The organism is Gammaproteobacteria bacterium, assembly GCA_013697705.1.
Taxonomy (GTDB): domain Bacteria; phylum Pseudomonadota; class Gammaproteobacteria; order UBA6002; family UBA6002; genus UBA6002.
Map to the genome: position 1 here is coordinate 1 of JACCWJ010000050.1, position 17,209 is coordinate 17,209.

18 protein-coding genes are annotated in these 17,209 nt (G+C 36.6%); 14 read left to right on the forward strand and 4 right to left on the reverse strand.

What is annotated here, in order from left to right; genetic code table 11:
* From H0U71_09790 to H0U71_09825, 8 genes are all read left to right on the forward strand, one after another.
* A partial coding sequence (locus H0U71_09790; protein MBA2655336.1) for a hypothetical protein occupies positions 1-669 on the forward strand: 669 nt, incomplete at its 5' end.
* A gap of 1 nt (position 670) precedes the next feature.
* Positions 671-1,060 (forward strand): hypothetical protein, encoded by a 390-nt coding sequence (locus H0U71_09795; protein ID MBA2655337.1) that lies wholly within the window; start codon positions 671-673, stop codon positions 1,058-1,060.
* A gap of 219 nt (positions 1,061-1,279) precedes the next feature.
* On the forward strand, positions 1,280-1,492 hold the full coding sequence (locus H0U71_09800; protein MBA2655338.1) for a hypothetical protein: 213 nt from the start codon (positions 1,280-1,282) through the stop codon (positions 1,490-1,492).
* Positions 1,492-1,953 carry a hypothetical protein gene (locus H0U71_09805; GenBank protein ID MBA2655339.1) on the forward strand — a complete coding sequence of 154 codons (462 nt, stop codon included), beginning with the start codon at positions 1,492-1,494 and terminating at the stop codon, positions 1,951-1,953. The genes H0U71_09800 and H0U71_09805 overlap by 1 nt, the downstream gene beginning before the upstream one ends.
* A gap of 436 nt (positions 1,954-2,389) precedes the next feature.
* Positions 2,390-2,584 (forward strand): hypothetical protein, encoded by a 195-nt coding sequence (locus tag H0U71_09810; protein MBA2655340.1) that lies wholly within the window; start codon positions 2,390-2,392, stop codon positions 2,582-2,584.
* A gap of 383 nt (positions 2,585-2,967) precedes the next feature.
* Positions 2,968-3,156, forward strand: a complete 189-nt coding sequence (locus H0U71_09815; GenBank protein ID MBA2655341.1) for a hypothetical protein — start codon at positions 2,968-2,970, stop codon at positions 3,154-3,156.
* A complete protein-coding gene (locus tag H0U71_09820; protein ID MBA2655342.1) occupies positions 3,131-3,391 on the forward strand; it encodes a hypothetical protein in 261 nt (86 codons plus the stop codon). The genes H0U71_09815 and H0U71_09820 overlap by 26 nt, the downstream gene beginning before the upstream one ends.
* A 668-nt stretch (positions 3,392-4,059) precedes the next feature.
* Complete coding sequence (locus H0U71_09825) at positions 4,060-4,470, forward strand: hypothetical protein (protein ID MBA2655343.1); 411 nt, start codon at positions 4,060-4,062, stop codon at positions 4,468-4,470.
* Between the two features lie 72 nt (positions 4,471-4,542).
* Here the strand turns inward: H0U71_09825 and H0U71_09830 are convergent, their stop codons facing one another.
* Genes H0U71_09830 through H0U71_09845 form a run of 4 tightly spaced genes read right to left on the reverse strand, consistent with a single transcriptional unit; the run spans position 4,543 to position 9,033 of the window.
* Positions 4,543-5,775, reverse strand: coding sequence for an ABC transporter permease (locus H0U71_09830; protein ID MBA2655344.1), 1,233 nt, complete (start codon positions 5,773-5,775; stop codon positions 4,543-4,545).
* Positions 5,759-6,421: an ABC transporter ATP-binding protein gene (locus tag H0U71_09835; protein MBA2655345.1), complete on the reverse strand. Its 663-nt coding sequence runs from the start codon at positions 6,419-6,421 to the stop codon at positions 5,759-5,761. The genes H0U71_09830 and H0U71_09835 overlap by 17 nt, the downstream gene beginning before the upstream one ends.
* Positions 6,414-7,577 (reverse strand): efflux RND transporter periplasmic adaptor subunit, encoded by a 1,164-nt coding sequence (locus H0U71_09840; GenBank protein ID MBA2655346.1) that lies wholly within the window; start codon positions 7,575-7,577, stop codon positions 6,414-6,416. The genes H0U71_09835 and H0U71_09840 overlap by 8 nt, the downstream gene beginning before the upstream one ends.
* Positions 7,570-9,033, reverse strand: a complete 1,464-nt coding sequence (locus H0U71_09845; GenBank protein ID MBA2655347.1) for a TolC family protein — start codon at positions 9,031-9,033, stop codon at positions 7,570-7,572. The genes H0U71_09840 and H0U71_09845 overlap by 8 nt, the downstream gene beginning before the upstream one ends.
* A gap of 187 nt (positions 9,034-9,220) precedes the next feature.
* Between H0U71_09845 and H0U71_09850 the strand changes: the two genes are divergently transcribed.
* The 6 genes from H0U71_09850 to H0U71_09875 all read left to right on the forward strand — a co-directional run bounded on the left by H0U71_09850 (position 9,221) and on the right by H0U71_09875 (position 17,180).
* The gene (locus H0U71_09850; GenBank protein ID MBA2655348.1) at positions 9,221-9,649 is read left to right on the forward strand and encodes a hypothetical protein; all 429 of its coding nucleotides are present in this window, start codon (positions 9,221-9,223) and stop codon (positions 9,647-9,649) included.
* 895 nt (positions 9,650-10,544) lie between these two features.
* The gene (locus H0U71_09855; GenBank protein ID MBA2655349.1) at positions 10,545-10,970 is read left to right on the forward strand and encodes a hypothetical protein; all 426 of its coding nucleotides are present in this window, start codon (positions 10,545-10,547) and stop codon (positions 10,968-10,970) included.
* Positions 10,971-11,043: 73 nt separating this feature from the next.
* Positions 11,044-11,496 carry a hypothetical protein gene (locus H0U71_09860; GenBank protein ID MBA2655350.1) on the forward strand — a complete coding sequence of 151 codons (453 nt, stop codon included), beginning with the start codon at positions 11,044-11,046 and terminating at the stop codon, positions 11,494-11,496.
* 554 nt (positions 11,497-12,050) lie between these two features.
* A complete protein-coding gene (locus tag H0U71_09865; protein ID MBA2655351.1) occupies positions 12,051-12,251 on the forward strand; it encodes an IS66 family insertion sequence element accessory protein TnpB in 201 nt (66 codons plus the stop codon).
* A gap of 133 nt (positions 12,252-12,384) precedes the next feature.
* Positions 12,385-12,600, forward strand: a complete 216-nt coding sequence (locus H0U71_09870) for a hypothetical protein (GenBank protein MBA2655352.1) — start codon at positions 12,385-12,387, stop codon at positions 12,598-12,600.
* Between the two features lie 863 nt (positions 12,601-13,463).
* On the forward strand, positions 13,464-17,180 hold the full coding sequence (locus tag H0U71_09875; protein ID MBA2655353.1) for a hypothetical protein: 3,717 nt from the start codon (positions 13,464-13,466) through the stop codon (positions 17,178-17,180).
* The last annotated feature ends 29 nt before the right edge of the window (positions 17,181-17,209 follow it).

The window sequence follows — 17,209 nt, forward strand, 5'->3', positions numbered from 1 at the left end:
ACGTTGAGTGCCACGCCCGTGCGACCCACGACCTATAATGGCTATGATGAAACTGGTTGTTTTATTGGAATGACTAACCCGAAAGGCAATACCAGCGCGGTTATCGTTGATGAAGCAGGGCAGGAGGTTGAGCTCTATCTTGCGGATGGCACTCGAACGCGACGCAATGTTTTTGATGCGTTAGGGCGTACCAGCCGCTATCAAGATATGACCCAAGCGTGGTGGCATCAATTTTTTAATCACAACAATCTCCTAACTAAAATTACTTCCCCGGCGGGTCGTGATCAATTTTTTGGTTATAACGAACTTAATATCAGCAACTATGAAGCGGATGCTAATCGCGCGTATCGTAAGAACTACGATGTCACAGGCTTTCTGGTGGCTTATTTTCATCCGCTCGGCGGAATCACGATTCTGACCAAGGATCGTGATGATGGCAGATTTATGAGCTTTGTTGATAAGCAAGGAAATGTAAGGATTAAGATTCATCCAGCAGATCGCGTAACACGGTACGAGCATATGCATATATATACTAAGTCAGGTAACGATCTAAGCTCTGAATTATCAAAAATTTATTATAGAAGTCAAGAAGCTCATATCCAGATTGCGCCTGATGATTTAAGTTATAATCTGGAATATTACAATCGTATGATGAAGGGGGGGCAGTAAAGTGAAGCTTTCAGTTTCTGATTTTATTACGAAAATTGAGTTGAATGATTTCAAAGTTTATAACGTGGATTTTGATGTAAACATACGTGAATTTAAAGTTTCAATAGAAGGAGCTTATTGGTTTAAAGAAAATGCATCAAACCCAATAGTTATGGAAAATGGAGGATATATTACCGCTAGATCATATGATTCATTTGAGGCAAGATGCTTTTCACCACAAGATAGATTGTGGCGCACACTTGATTATAAAAATCTTGAAATATTTGATGAAGTTAATGAAAAATCTTTCGAAAATGGAATCTTGAGATTAGCAGGTTTTGGTAAAAAAAGTGGGCATTGGATTGAGTATTTAATCAAAGGTGGAGAAATTGAAGTTTATTTAAAGGATTAATTATCAGATAAAAAAATAAATTTCGACATTTCCGGGAAATGCCGACGGTGACATTTTTAAATATGAGTAAGGATCGCAATGCGCAGATTGCAAATTAACGCCGCTGCCGGAAATTAGCGATAATGTGATTCATCTTCCTGAAGATTTTTCAATTTCAGCATTCGTCATGAGTATGGTCACTTTATTGATCATAAGGCTCTTGGGTATCCACGTTATATAGTGTATTTTCAAAGACCCGAATTAATTGTGGCAACGGAGCGACGACAATATTTAGCTGAAATACGTTTTGCAAGATCATTAGGTGATATGAACGGTCGGAAAATTCTCATCCAAAATCATCTCAAAGAGAGAAACTATATTATTGATAATTATTATCAACGTCCGTATGGTTTACCCTTTAATTACATGACTAACTTAGAGAGGGGTTACTAATGTATATACCATTAGATCCGAAAAAAACTAATGAAAGTTGGGAAAAGTTAAAGAAAAGTTTAATTTCAAATAAATTCACTTACACAATTTGTAAAGGGGAAAATTTAATTTCTGATCTTGGTAATGATATGCAGCAATGTATCAAAGGAATAATCAATAGAATGAAGCAAGCCGATTATGTTAGGTTAGGTTCAAATAGGATGATTCTCATGCCAGTACATTTTGCTGTCAACTTTATAAGTTATAATAAAGCTAAGCTAGTAGAATTAATAAATTTGGATGACTCGGAAAATACACTAAAAAATGATTTGACCCTCGTAATACAATTTATTTTTTTTGAAAATAAGAGCCTAAAAGAGCTAGTCATTCCACTTATTGTGAATGATATTGAAGCTATAAATATTGAAATAGAGAAAGATGAAAAACATCATCAAATGATTATAAGAAGGGTAGGTAAATAATTAACTAAGAAACAAGAATTAGGGCCAATAAAATTTCATTCCCGCGAATTCAGAATATTATTCAGGGGGCAGAAAGTAGCTGGGATGATTGGGTGCATAGCAGTTCCAAGGTAAACAAATTATTTTTGAAGTGCCGAATACCAGTTACCCAACAGCAACAATATTCCAATATGAAAATAATACTTTAATTACTGGTATTTACGGCATTACTAGAGGGGGAGGGAGCATTAACCAATTTTTTTGCACGGTCTAAATCATTGGCTCAGTCATTGGGTGCGAGAAATTTGGAAATGTTTAGTGCATTCAAAATGAATGATTTCAAATATTTTTTTGGATTTAGTAAAACGTGCCCACGATTAGAAATATTTATGATTTGAATTTAAAAGACGAACCCCAAAATACAATAAGGCTATTGTAATTAAAGGGAGTTTTACTTATGAAAGACAATAAAAGCGATCTAGTTAATTATATGACGTTAAAGAATGAAGGCAAAACACCAGTGGAAATTTTTGAGCAAGCTAAGAATGATGGCTATAAGAATTTTGAATGTATTAATTTAATAATGATTCTATTTGGGATGAGCTCGAATGAAGCCAGACAGATATCTCATGTGGAATTTAACAAAAAATAGGGATAAGCTAAAAATTCATAGCAATAGAGAGTTTGATAAATGTAGGCTTAATATCAGATTAGGTCTGCATTGATGATGTTAGGGTTGCAACTTGGATAAGAGAAGATTTGCAAATCGCTTTGACGGCACGTCCATGGGATAAGGTTTTTATAGGCAGACAAGGAATAACACCATGAACAATCCTAATATAGAAAAATTTACAAAACTATTAAAGGAAACTTTTTATTGCAAAGCCTGGTTCGGATGATTATAGATTTCTAGAGATTGTTGGAGCTGATGCGGCTGCAGGGGGGGCCTGGTAACTTATCAATTATTGTCCGGAATGAAAATCCTCAAAAATTTACCATTATTGAAGAGTATCTTCATGGCACCCAGTCAAAAATATGGGAGATCCTGATAGTAGTTCATCTACGCCTGCATTTAGAGAATGGCATGTCAGAGATTTTATGTATAGGCATGAGAAAATGCTTTCTTGGGATGCAAATGAACTTAGTATGTTAGAGACCGAAAAGAATCACTGGGCAGAACAACTTAGAGGCTTTGAAAATGTCAGAACAACTTATACCAATTGAAGAAGTTTTATACGTATTCGAGTCTTGGACGTTGATGGTGAAATCCGATTTCAGCCATTTTCTTGAGTCAGGTAGTGAATTATTACTGTTTGATAGTGCAAAGCAGGAGGTAGGTAAGGCAAAACTAAATAGATTATTGTCTTCGAGAAATCCTAATATTAATCCCTTTGAAATCACAGTAATCGAGAAACCACAGGATTTTAAACAGGTTAAGTTTTTTAAAGTCATTTATTAGGAAAATGTTGTTTTAATTGAGGCGCCTACTACAAAATAACGTTGCTAGCGAGATTAATACATCCAATTCTCATTCAAAATGATGCTGATATTACACTTCCAATTCTTATTGGAAAATAAAAAACTCCGCTGAACGATTAGGGTTGTCTATTAACCAAATGAAACAGAGCTGGAGCCTGTGAGTTTTCAATTTTCAAATTAATGATGGGGGAATCTTGGGCTAAAACCTAGAGAAGCCACTTCAATTATCTTATCAGCTTCAACAATGAAGCTAGGTAAATCAACATAGAGTTAGTTTTGATTGGGCTACATATGTTATTGAGCTAAAAAAAAATATAGGATTTGCTTTTGCCTCGAGGAATATTAAAGTAATGTTATTGAACTTTCTTTTGGTCAGATCTATTATATGGAATTAATATCCCCCATAGTTTCCCTCAGTGAGTACGCACCAGTTCTAGTATTGAATGCAAAATTGATGTACCGTATGCCATTGTTTGGCAAAGTTCGGGGAAGGTTCCCTGGAGATATGCCAAGATATAAAATGGACTAAATTGTGCAGGATCCCAATAAATTATCTCAAATGTGGACTCCAGCGTGCCCGAAAATAATTAGTGAAATGTTTGCATGCTCTCTAGTTTATCGAATATTTTTAGAGGTAGGAAGAAAGTTATGATTATTAAAAGAACGTATACATATTTTGTGTTGGTCTCATTTTTGTTTTTAGTTACATCTAGTTTTGCTTCATCAGGTCATAGCCTGATAATACAGCCTGGGTCAGAACTAGGAACCACTTTGGAGTACGACCCGGTTGGTAGGTATGACGTAATTTTCAAAATTCAAGACAAGGTTAATAAAACACATCCCACATCCATCACGATTACAATATCTAATGATAGTCATATTGGTGACATAGTATTAAACGGTAGTAATTGGGGATATGGTCCGGTGGAAATATCTCTGCCGCAAGTAAATAATAACTTACACATTTTAAATGTGGATGAGAAAACTGTGATTATGATTAGAAATAATGGACCTAATTCTCTAGAAATAAGCCATGGTGAAATAATTCCTATTAAATAAGAATAACAGTCAGAGCATGGCATTATAGCATTCGTTATGGTGTCGGAGCTCATTTTGAACAACTTGGGTAAGTTATACAGAGCGTAAAATTTCCATTGGATCTAATTGCGAAGCTTTTTGTGCTGGATAATAACCAAAAAATATTCCAACTAAGAATGACACTAGGAATCCTATGAAGATGGGTAACCACACAATATTAAACTCCCAATGAGATAATTTTGCGGTAAGGAAGGCAATGGTTTCACCTAAAAGAATTCCGGCTATTCCTCCTATCAAAGTTAAAATAGCAGCTTCGGCGAGGAATAAGTAAAGAATATCTTTTTTTCTGGCGCCTACAGCCATTCGTATGCCAATTTCTCGCCGTCGTTCTGTCACTGAAACTAGCATAATATTCATAACGCCTACCCCGCCTACCAGCAATGAGATACAGCCGATGAATCCTAACAGCAATTTAAAAATATGGTTTTGCTGTTCCATGTTTTCAATAATTGTTTCTGGGCTACGAAAGATAAGAGCAATATCGGGAAATACCGCTTTGAAATATTGCTCAATTTCTGATTGTATTTCCTTAATTTTATGGTTAGTGTTAATTCTAAAAATTATGTGGTCGAGGGAAGCATTTTTATACAATTGTAATGATGTGCTTAAGGGGATCATAATAGATTGATTACTATCAGCAAGCAAAAATAAATTTCTATCCGCCTTATCGAGAATTCCTATGATGGTAAAATAAAATCCATTGATACGAATTTGTTCTCCGATCAAATCACCGGGTTCGCTTGCAAGCTGTGCTGCAACGTCGAAACCTAATACACAATAGAAAGCGCTTTTATCTAAATCAGAAATATAGCGGCCAGTTTTAATTTTATATCTCATGATATTTTTTAGATTTTGGGTTGTTCCCAAAATGGATATATCAGATTTATCGTTCCTAAAATATATGGGTGAATAATGCAGCGTGTAAGGCGTTAAGCTGGTGATATTTGGTGAGTTAAATTGCTTAATTTGTTGCAGTGAAGAATTATTATTATCATGATTGTTGCCGGCGCTCATGCTAGAGAAACTAACTCCTATCAAATCCACACCCAATTTTTTAAACTGTTTTAATGCACTTTCGGTCGCTAGCTCACTTCCAGTTAATAATGCGACAACAGCCGCTGTACCCACCAAGACGCCTAAGAGTGTTAAAAAAGATCTTAAAAAATTATCTTGAATATTGGCTGATGCTTGTTTGATATAGGATGTGATAGCCAAAAATATTTCTCTTAGTTTTAATATATCTAATAATTTAATGTATTTTACCATCTTGAATTTTAATTACTTTTCGACATTGTTTTGCGATATCAATATCATGGGTGACTATAACGATGGTAGTTTTTTCCGAGTGGTTTAGCTCTTGCAGAAGATAGAAAATTTCTTGGCCCGTCTGGCTATCTAGAGCTCCCGTCGGTTCATCTGCTAAAATAATCTTAGGATTTGAAACTAAGGCTCTCGCAATTGCTACTCTTTGTTGCTGACCTCCAGAAAGTTCTGCGGGCTTGCGTTCACCAAAATCTTTCATTCCAACTTTCACTAGCATTTCTATACTTTTATTAATCATTACCTGGGTTGGTGTATTTTGGTAAATTAGGGGCAACGATATGTTTTCGATGACGTTTAATCTTGGTAGCAACATAAAAGATTGAAAAATAAATCCCACTGCAGTACTTCTTAGGGTTGCTAGTTTGTCTGAATCAAATTCACCCACATTCTGTTGCTCGAATAAATACTGACCTGAAGAGGGCCGATCTAACAGCCCTAATATATTCATTAACGTTGTTTTACCCGACCCTGAAGGACCCGTAATAGCAATAAATTCACCGCGCGAAATTTCCAGATCAATATTAGTTAATATGGGGACCTCCGTATCAGCAACCCTAAATTGTTTGTTCACCGCTTTTAACTCAATCATTAGCAATGACCCTGTCACCTGAGTGCAGCCCGCTTTGTATCATGACTTCATTTTGTGTAGTAGGACCCGTTTTGACTTCTCTATCTATAATTTTCTCTGTTTTAGGGTCAATAATTTTTACCCACTGCCGATCATCTTTTTGGAAAACAGCTGCAATAGGAATACGAATAGCTGGAGGGTCTTCGATTACCATATCTATTTTGGCATTCATTCCCACTCGGATTTTATTTAGTTTATCAGGTGGAAGTTGGGGTATGTGAATTACAACTGGGAAAAGAGAAAATCCTATGTTTTCACCATTTTTTGCTTGTTTGGCAATCGATACAATTTTACCTCGCAGCTCCAGTTCCAAGTCGGAAGCAAATGAAAGAATAGCTGGGGCCCCTACCTTGAGGCGATTGACTTCATTCTCGGAAATGTTTGCAGTTACTGAAAGTCCTGATAAATCGCCAATGTTAAGTAAAACATCGTCTCTTTTAATTCGTGATCCAGCATGCAGTTCTTTAACGCCGTCAGAAGATTTTTCTTCTGGGAATAGTACAATGCCGGACGTTTGTGCATAAATAGTGAGATCTTGCATATTTTCTTGCAAAATTTTGCTGACGCCATTCGTATCAGAAACAGACATATCCATGGTCGTTTGTAGGGATGATGGCATAAACACCAGATAGTGTTTCAATTTATTACTGGCATCAATGAAATTTAAAAAATTATTATGATATTGGCTTTTCTCATTAGAATATTCTTGTTCAGAAATTATTTTTTCATTATATAACATTTCTGTACCCATTATGCTTTTTTTGCTATCCAAGTAGGACTGTTTAACTCGAAGATAATTACTGATGGTTTCTCGAAATTCGTTTTCCATTTCCTGTGAGTGAATAGTAAAAAGTAAGTCACCTTTTTTTACAAAATCACCATAATGAAAATTAATTTTACTTATGACTCCACCCGCCGGACTGATGATTAGATCTTCTTGAATGGGTTTAATGGTGCCATTGTAATAGAGATGAGCATCACTGCTTCTGAGATTAACAGTAATAATATTAGTTTGTTTTTTTGCATTTTCCTGAGAATGACAAGCAGCAAGAAGGATGCAAACGATTAAAGCACAAAAATAGGGTAACATCTTGACCTGTAGATGGCGTTTACTCATGGAATTTTATGCACCACTTTTCTAATGTAATACCTAATAGACTTTGAAAAAGAACTTCATTGTCTACGTAAGAAATTTTTTCTGAAACCAATGCTAATTGTTGTAGCATATAAGTTCTTTGCAATGATGTGACTTCAAACATAGTCGAGCGTCCGTACATGAATTTTTTTTGAGCAATTTCAACGCTTTTTTGGGAATAATTCATTGCATCAGACGCAAGTTGAATCTGAGTGAGTTGTGTTTGTAAATTCTGTAAACTATTCATCACAGCCGCAATCAACTGCCGACGTTGTGTTTCAAGCTCAATGTTGAATTGCCGCAATGCGATTCTCGCTCGAACAATCGTTTGTTTGCGGGTAACATCATGGATAGGAATATTCAGATTCACAACTAAGGTGCGATCCCCGCCTGGCTTATCATTACCAATTGCATCTAGTTTATCGATATTTATAGTGGCGAAATCTTTATTTCGAATCAACTCTTGCTGCGCTCTACCAACTAAGTCCAGTTTCCATTGCTGCTCATTTTTTGCAACGAGGAGGGCAAGCTCAAGTTGTTTTAGTTTTAGCAACGAGCGTTGATATTCAATATTATTACATAACGCAATCTCTATTGCTTCAGAAGGGCTTGGCAAAGGATTAGGTCGTATTTTTATATGAGTATCTATTTTTAGATCCGATCTTGGATCTAGCCCTAATAATATCAGCAAACTCCTATAGTCTTGGGAGAATAAATTGTTTTCCCGTATCAGCGACATCCTTAACGTGGCAATTTGTGTCTCTTGTTGGATAATTTCAGTGCCAGCAAGTTTGCCCGCTTTTATGCGAAGATTGGTCGCATGTAAAGTTTTTAATGCTTCAACTAAGGTGGACTGAGCTATTTGCAAGTGATTATAATCCTGCACCAATTTATAATACTCTTGCACAACATGGGTCACGGTGGCCATGATCGTATCTTGAAGATTTAAACGATTAATGAGTTCCTGCTGAAAAGTGCTCAAATACGCAGCCTGAACTACTCGCGGCCCGCCACCCCGTAATAGGGGTTGGGTGACCTCGACAAAAGCAGCTGTCTCTCGTCCACGATTAACCTGGTCTGCCAATCCTAGGCCTATCATAGTGCCATAAGGTGTTTCCCATGTTGTTTTTGGATTTGTGGAGTAATAAGGTTTGGTGCCATTGGAATATGTAGCTGAAGCGTCAAAGCTATATTGAGGTAAGAATTGATTGCGAGCCACTTCTAAAGTAAACCGATCGACTGTACGTTGTAGTTCGGCGGAACGAATTTGGGGATTGTTTCGAAGTGCTAAGGCAATAGCGTCCTGTAATGATAAGTACTTAGGTACAAAACAGGGATCATTTCTGTGAGGAATATCTCTGGGGATTGCAAAGAGGGACCCTGATATTAAAAACAGTAGAACAATGAGGGGTTGAAAACGAGCTCCAAGTAGGGTCATTTTATTAGCTTTATCACGTGATTTTACCCGGGCAGCGAAGGAAGGCGAAATGGTACAGCAAATTCCCCGCCATGGCAACTTTTGCTCACTAAAGTTATATGTTGAACGGGCAGGTATAGTCAAACCTTCTGGATTATTATAGAATCTCGCGTTAAATCAACTAATCATTGCTTTCTCAGGAGAAAAAATGAAAATAAAACAAGTAGGTCTATTTTTGGGCACGTTGCTACTCACACTTTCTAGCTATGCCAACCTCAAAAGCTCTAGCATCACATTGATAGGTGGTACGATTAAGCCCCACGAAACGCTGACAATCGCTTTGACCTCTTTACTACCAGGTGTTAAATATAATGTTACTGCGAAAATTAATGATGCCAACAATAAGAAAAATAAAGTGATTTTAAAAGCTGAGCAGGTCGGCGAGTATGGATATTCTTGGTGGGGTATCACATTAAATGGTAGATATATAAGTGGCTCTCAGTTTATGTTAAACCAAGTAGATAACACGGTTGACTTTGAGCTCTCCGATTGTACTACCCCCATTACAATAACTAACTTAGATGATGCTGACTCAGTGATAGTAACTGCTGTAGCAACTCCATCAGTAAGCAATTAATTTAAATTATCTGCAATAAAAAAGGCTAGTTGCGAAGCTAGCCTTCATGCAGACGTATTATCTATCCCAAGGATCAATAATCCTACACCGTCTTATAACAGAAATCACTAACGTTTCGTGTAACAACCTCAAATAATGGTGTAAAACTTGGTTATCTAAGTCCAGAATATTTTGAAGCATAAATGGGGGGTCGCATAGTTGAGTGTCTGTCTTTTCGGGGGCAGATCAATATACTTTACATAAAAAAAGAATATCTTAGCATGCAATCTTTTTTACACCTTTTAGCTACTTTTTTCGTGCGCTATTTCTCTGGGGCAGCCATTTATATTAACTTAGTAGAGCACCATGCTAGAAAGTCCTGTGGTACTGAATTAGCAAAACTTTCGTTACTTTTTTTCTTCTCCTCACTAATCTTGAGCCAGTGCGTCCTTTTAATTAGTGAGTAGTTACTTTTTTCTTCGCTATGATTTTGCATAGTATTTCCCCATGGTCATTGAATGATAATAGAACCTCATTTTCAAATAAAAAAAGTGGGGTGGATTTACCGCTTACCTACAAAACAGGATGATGCTGACTTTTTGCTTGAATTGTGCAAAATTTGAACCAGATTACACCTTTCTACCTCTAAGCATTGGCAGACGCAGGGAATTATATTGTGGCTAAACTTAAATTGGTGCACTTTCACCCACAGAAATTTAACCTCTTACCTTACTGCGATGCCGCTTTATGTAAATACAGCGGTAATATCTTAGTGAGTTATAAATCTAAAGACATCAAGCTCGACTTTTTCTTGGGTAGAAACAGAGTGGCGAGTCTCAAAAAACATAGTAAACATGCATAAACTACTATAGAATTCTGCCTCATCAATCGCACTGTTATTATATCCGGAGGAAAAATGAAAATAAAACAAATAAGCCTATTGCTGATCATGTTGGTTATTAACTTTTCCGGTTATGCTAGCCTAAAGAATTCCAATATCACATTAATAGGTGGTTCAATTAAGCCACATGAAACATTGGTAATATCTTTGAGCCCATTGCTGCCAAATGTTAGCTATAATGTGTTGGCAAAAATCAATGATCCAAATAATAAAAAAAATAAAGTTATTTTAAAAGTTCTGCAGGAGGACGACGGGGGCTCCATGACCGCTTTCTTTGTAAATAATGTACTAGTGGCGGGCCCTCAGTTTCGTTTAACCCAAGTTGATAATACAGTTATACTTCGAGTTTGGAATAACATTAACCCAATTACAATTACTAACCTAGATGATACTGATTATGTCACAGTGACTGCAACAGCAACTCCATATTCGATTAATTAGTACTTGTGCACGAACAGTTAAATTTTTGTAGACTGTATAAATTAAATAATCTCATCGTTAAATCGGAGAAAAAATGAAAATAAAACAAGTAAGTCTTTTTTTGGGTATGTTGATTATAAACTTTTCTATCTATGCTAACCTGAAAAGTTCTGATATCACATTAGCAAGTGGCACGATTAAACCACGTGAAATATTGATACTATCTTTAAGCAAATTAAGCCCGGATGTTTCATATTTTATTGTTGCAAAAATTAATGACCCAAACAATAAAAAGAATCAAGTTATTATAAAAGTTAAGCAGGAACGGGGTAGGCTAGGATGCTACAGCGTCTTTTTAAATGACAAATTTATGGCTAACGCTGAGGATGGCCCTCAGCTTAGGTTAACTCAAGCTGATAACACAATTGACTTCCTCTCTATGGATCCCTATTTTACTACTGTTGCACCGATTACATTCACTAACCTAGATGAGACTGACTCGATAACATTGACTGCTGTAGCCACTCCAGTGGTTAACGATTTTTAGCAATCTTAAGGGCACCTCTAGAAATTAGAGACTTTTATTTAAGTTGAGACGGGGAAAATTTTTAAAGCAATTTTGTTGGTCGCTTTGTAAGCGGTAAATCTACCCCATCTTTTTAATTTTAAAAATAAGGTTAATATTATCACTCTCAAAACCAATGAGGAAATAATATGCAAAATCTTGTGGAAGGAAAAGTCGATCACCAACTAGCTAAAAAAAACCACTGGCTCCAGATTATTGAAGAGTGGGAAAAAATAACGAAAGCGAAAGAATATAGCGTGATCGTTAGGGAATTAAATTAAGCACCTTCACATAATGGCGTTCAAAATTTTCACAGAAGAGTAAAGAAAAAAGCCATTTGCAAAACTAGAGGTGCAATCTACTACTCCTGCTCAAAATAATCTATTCATAAAGATTGAGTTATCTTCTAATATAAGACTCGCAGTTCCACTTGCTCTTAATACGGTGATCTTAATAAGCTTTTTCACATCTTGGGAGTGACTAAATGCTTAAATTGAAAGAGGGGATAGAAATATATTAGCCTTGAGCCGATTGATATGCACGTAGCAATTGATAGCCTAGTCTACTTGGTCACAAATGAATTTGGCAAAAATCCACAATTAGGGCATTTGTTTTTATTTTACAATAAGCGCAAAGATAAAGGTAAATTATTTTCTGGGATGGTGTCGTTCTTCACTATAAGCGGATGGAAAAGCATAGTTTTCATGTTCCAAAGATCAGAGGTAAAAACAAAATAATCATCACTCAAACGCAAGTGAATCGGATTATCAGCAGGGCTTGATTACATGCTTATGAGCAAATTTTATGAAATAAAATTATCATGCATACGCAAAATCAGGCAATAATTTAATATTTTGATATAATGCTTTTATGAACGAAACAACAAATTATGCAGAAAAAAGTAAAAAAGATTTAATTGATCTTTGTAAAAAGCAGAGCGAACAACTGACGCAACAACGTGAACAAATAAAAGCCCTTACCGAATATCTTTCACTTGCTCGTCAGCGCCAGTTTAGAGCGAAGTCTGAAAAATTTAATGCGAATCAGCTAAATTTTTTTGATGAGACAATCTTACCAAAAATCTGAAGAGGTAATGGGTGACCCCTTTACCTTCCATTTTATAAGTGCAGCAAATTCATCCATCAGCAATAACACAGAATACGACTCGTCTTTTTTCGGCTAAGAGCGTGTCATCACATCAATGAGCACAAAAATATTTATCAACTCCAAAGTTAAAGTTGCTTTTACCCAAAATGATTTAGAGACACCAAAATGGGTGAGTGATGTTGTGTGTACAAAAACATTACGGTTGAAGTACACCACTCGTCGGCTTCCGGATTTTTTTGATGTAACACAGTCATTAATGTTATGGTGCATCCTTTGTTATTACCACAGGAAATATTGTGTCTCTCGCCTAATAAAGTACTACTAATGGTCGAAGGTCACGCCCCGATAATGAGCCAAAAATTATGCTGGGATAATGAGGGAGGGTTAGGGGAAGTAGAGGAGCAATCGCATTATTCTAATCTCATAAATTACCCGTGAGGCGCAGTCAACAGTTTTTATTAGAGACGAGATGCAACCAGAGATTGTTTAAGTGGATGAAATTAATGTCTTCATTTAAGCTTTTGATTTAATTGAAATAATTTTATTTTGTTATTAGTATTACATATAAACACTCACAAAGAAAAGCGTCAATATCTCACAAATCTTTTTGAGGTCTTACGATACAATGCTGCACATGGTTTGATCACGATAAAGAATTAAGTGGCAATATGCCCCCTTTGTCTATCCACCTTTGAGCGCTATGGACTTCATTATTAAAACGGACTTTTCCTCTCAGATTATCAAGCCCTACCAAATATAAAAAATCTAAAAATCTATGTGAATGGACTCATTTTCAAATATTAATAAATAAGCAGTCTATGCTGTTTACTTCGGGTGAGAACATGAAAAATAATCGCATTAGCTTGACTGAGTTTAATAATGGTGAACAAGAGAATCATAAAAAACGTCACCCTTTTGATGGTGGTACAGATGAAGAAAATCCAACTTTACGTTTATTAAACCGACCATCGACTGTATCGTGCATTGATATTGAAAAGTGGAATAACTACTTACGCTATCAAAATCGCCTCTTTTTACCACTGATTGCTCAACTTATCCCAGCCATCATACACAAAGAAATCCCAAAAAGGAGCGCAAGATTATTTCAAAAAGGTTCCGGGCATACCTTTGCATTGCTTACCAATAAGGCAATTGGTAGCTTGCAATTGACCTTTGGCACCGTATGGCCGGTGATTTTTTACATCGCGCTTTTCAATGACTGGCGTCTATATAACGCAAACAGTGATCTGCAATACGGCACGAGCAGCGCTGATATTTTTTTAGGTGATGCATCTAACCAGCTCACTCTATCAACCAATTGGGGCAGCGATATTCCTGGCAATCACGCTTTTAAAGCAGGTTTAGGATTAATGATAGCGTTGCCTATTGCGGCTAGTATTGTTTGGTCATTCATCCATCTTATGTGGAAGAATCCATACCTTAAAACTGATAAGAATCTGCAGGACTATTTTGATACAAAACCGTGGGTTTTCATTTATGGAATGTTGCGACGTCTTGAATGGGAATTATTATGGAACGCTGATATTCGGGATCCAGACCGTAAACAAATGTTTGAAACACTAAAGGAATATACTTCGCCTTACTCATTTATGAGAATGCGCGTTGCAAGTGCATTCGCAAAAATTATTGCAGGCACCTATGTAAAAAAGGATTCAGGTCTAACCACTTTGATAGAAATGCATGAAGCTGCTGTTATTAAATTGAAAGAGTTCATCACTGATGACCCAAACCTCATAGTAAGATTGTATGCACAGTATAAATTATGGCAAGTGGGCTATTCCAGAAACCCTGCTATGCACGTTGTATTTGAGGTTGGGTTTTTGCTTATTACTATAATGCAAGCTTTCGCTTTTGCTCGATATCTTGAAGTAGTCGTAAAGAAGAGTCATGAATTAAAAACGTTCAATGATAACAAGGAAACTTGTGAGACAAAAAAACATGAACTTTGGCGTTACGTGCCCGAAATCGGCAACTATGACTGTGTGGTATGTGATTGGCCCATGGTCTATTTGCGAGATAAATATACAGCTCAGGGATGTTTAGACGGATTACTGCGCTCCCAAGATGATATATCTCCTTATTTAAAAAGATTGAAAGAAATCGTTAAGTATGGAGAGGGCATCGAATCCATTGATATGTCGAGCAGAAAAATTGCAGACTGGGAGGAAGAAAAGTTAAAGCTTTTCTTAGATGTATTTTCGCCCTTACCCTCACTACAACTTTTTAATGCTTCAAGTGCAATCCCTAATACAATTTGGCCAAATGATAAAAAGATTGAATATTTAAACCAATTTTTTAGGACTAAAACAATTCATTCGCTGGATATGTCAGGCCAAAATTTAGGCGCCAGCAATTTTTATAATTTATTGAAAACATCCGATGGATGGATCTGTGCACCCTATTTAGATGTTACGGATAACAAATTAGGAGATTTGGGCTTTAGCTACTTAAAATCAGTCACGGAATATTGTAAGGTTGGGACACTAGCAGCGTCATACAATGGTGTTACGCCGAGGGGAATTTTTCAATTTTCATCGAATCTAACAACCCCAATGTTAGATGAGCTCTACTTAAGAGGCGCTAATGTAGATCAAGCCAGTTTTGAAACAGTAGTTGAAAGCGTTAGTCAAAATAAAATCAAAGTATTTGATATTTCATTCAGTGATTTAACCGGCATTGACATGGGTAATTTTGACCAAAAATCGAGCGGTTGCGCGCTTGAAACATTTGAAATGGAGGGATGTTTTCTAACGGATAATCAAGTTAATAAAATGGGCCCTTCTTTCAAAAATATTCCGTTCAAAAAAGTAGGGGTAGCCAACAATGCTTTCAATAGTTGGGGCGGAACTTCTTTAATTTATAATGTTCAATATACCACCATCACAAGCCTTAATTTGAGAGGTAATCATCTGGATGATGACTTCATAGAGAATGTTATTCCCATGTTGCCCGACCTAAAAATTGAACATTTGGATCTGTCAAACTGTCCTATCTCCCCTGAAGCTTTTAATAGTCTCATTGACAACCTTCCACCTACACTAAAGTATTTAAATCTCTCTGATACTCAATTTGATGACATTAATTTGGAACAATTAATTATTGCGCTGTTAACAAAACTAAAAAACCTTGAATCATTGGTTTTAAATTCTACAAAGATAACGGATTTGGGTATTGAAAAGTTAGCCGAAAAAATTATAAAAATTAATTATCCTCTAAGAGCGCTCTATGTGCGAAGAGCTCAGATTACGAATAAGGGCCTGGGATTTTTATCACAAGCATTGCCGGGAAATAGCTTTTTAACTATTTTGGATATCAGCGGTATTAATGCGGATTCGGTGGGCGGTGCTGCGTTAGCCCAAGCATTATCTAAACAAAATGCCCTGCAAGAATTATATATGGACGATGTACCTTGGGGCAGTGCCGGCATCGCTGTTGCACAGCGACTCATTACACCCATTGATAATATGGATTACTTAGATCGTCCGACTATAAGCCTAGATCAAAAGCGCAAGCTAGCAGAGGCTAAACCCAATACATTTTTGACCACATTAAGTATGCGCAATTGTAATCTAACCGTAGAGACAGCAAGAACGCTGTGTCGAGTGCTGCCGCGCACGCATATTGCTATAGATCATTTTTATGTGGCAGGAAATAGTTTTGATGAAAACCCTTGCACGTCATCCAGTAATCACTTAAAGCCTTGGTTAAACTTAAGTCTTTTTACAAAAACGTTTGAGCTGATCAAAAATATCTTTACTTTTGATACCGCGGAGTCTAAACAACACTCTTTTAAAATGGAAGCTTCTGGAAACGCTAGTTTGATATCCCGCACATCATTTTTTTCTAACTCGGTTGATAGCCGATGTTTAATGCCCCGTTCTCAATCACAACCTTCGCTGAATCCCCTTATTCCGGATATAAGTGGCGTTATATATCTCAGTGTTTATCTGTTAAATTTTATGGGCGCTCTTGTCTCCAACTCCTCGCATCAGGTACATTTCTTGTCTGAAAATGAAAAAATAGTCTTAAAGAAATTGCAACAAAATTTGGCGCGGATCAGTCAAGATTTAGCAGCCCAACAAAAAAGTAATTTAGGCCAATCGGGCTTAGTGACTGATAATTTACAGCATTGTCAAAAGACATTGAGTGTGTGTGCGAAAACGCTCAAAACTGCCCTTCACTATAATCAAATCAGTGAATCAACACTGCAAGATTTAGTGCAGCAAACAAGCCGAATGCAGAATTTAATTCATCGGCATGCTGTGCAAAATAGACAATTCAAAAATATCACTGTGAAAGAGCGGCGTGTTGAGCGGCGTCATTTAAAAACCGGTAAAACCAGCCACGCAATTATCAGACACGATATTGTGACAGGTAAACTCGAATCTACCGTAATGTCGCGACCTCGCGTTACTGAACCGAGCAGTCCCATTTCATTCTTTGGTCGAGTAAGTCAGCTATTTGATTTTTGGAATCCGCAACCAAAGACGCAACGCTTTGCAGAGGAAGACTCCTGCAACTTTTCTTTCAAACATTGATTTTCTGTCAACAATTTATAAAATAAAGG

Excerpts from the sequence above, each read along its gene's own strand:
- H0U71_09805 (MBA2655339.1), top strand. The coding sequence starts at position 1,492 with ATGTATATACCATTAGATCCGAAAAAAACTAATGAAAGTTGGGAAAAG.
- H0U71_09810 (MBA2655340.1), top strand. The coding sequence starts at position 2,390 with ATGAAAGACAATAAAAGCGATCTAGTTAATTATATGACGTTAAAGAAT.
- H0U71_09815 (MBA2655341.1), top strand. The coding sequence starts at position 2,968 with ATGGGAGATCCTGATAGTAGTTCATCTACGCCTGCATTTAGAGAATGG.
- H0U71_09820 (MBA2655342.1), top strand. The coding sequence starts at position 3,131 with ATGTCAGAACAACTTATACCAATTGAAGAAGTTTTATACGTATTCGAG.
- H0U71_09825 (MBA2655343.1), top strand. The coding sequence starts at position 4,060 with ATGATTATTAAAAGAACGTATACATATTTTGTGTTGGTCTCATTTTTG.
- H0U71_09830 (MBA2655344.1), bottom strand. The coding sequence starts at position 5,775 with ATGGTAAAATACATTAAATTATTAGATATATTAAAACTAAGAGAAATA.
- H0U71_09835 (MBA2655345.1), bottom strand. The coding sequence starts at position 6,421 with ATGATTGAGTTAAAAGCGGTGAACAAACAATTTAGGGTTGCTGATACG.
- H0U71_09840 (MBA2655346.1), bottom strand. The coding sequence starts at position 7,577 with ATGAGTAAACGCCATCTACAGGTCAAGATGTTACCCTATTTTTGTGCT.
- H0U71_09845 (MBA2655347.1), bottom strand. The coding sequence starts at position 9,033 with ATGACCCTACTTGGAGCTCGTTTTCAACCCCTCATTGTTCTACTGTTT.
- H0U71_09850 (MBA2655348.1), top strand. The coding sequence starts at position 9,221 with ATGAAAATAAAACAAGTAGGTCTATTTTTGGGCACGTTGCTACTCACA.
- H0U71_09855 (MBA2655349.1), top strand. The coding sequence starts at position 10,545 with ATGAAAATAAAACAAATAAGCCTATTGCTGATCATGTTGGTTATTAAC.
- H0U71_09860 (MBA2655350.1), top strand. The coding sequence starts at position 11,044 with ATGAAAATAAAACAAGTAAGTCTTTTTTTGGGTATGTTGATTATAAAC.
- H0U71_09865 (MBA2655351.1), top strand. The coding sequence starts at position 12,051 with ATGCACGTAGCAATTGATAGCCTAGTCTACTTGGTCACAAATGAATTT.
- H0U71_09870 (MBA2655352.1), top strand. The coding sequence starts at position 12,385 with ATGAACGAAACAACAAATTATGCAGAAAAAAGTAAAAAAGATTTAATT.
- H0U71_09875 (MBA2655353.1), top strand. The coding sequence starts at position 13,464 with ATGAAAAATAATCGCATTAGCTTGACTGAGTTTAATAATGGTGAACAA.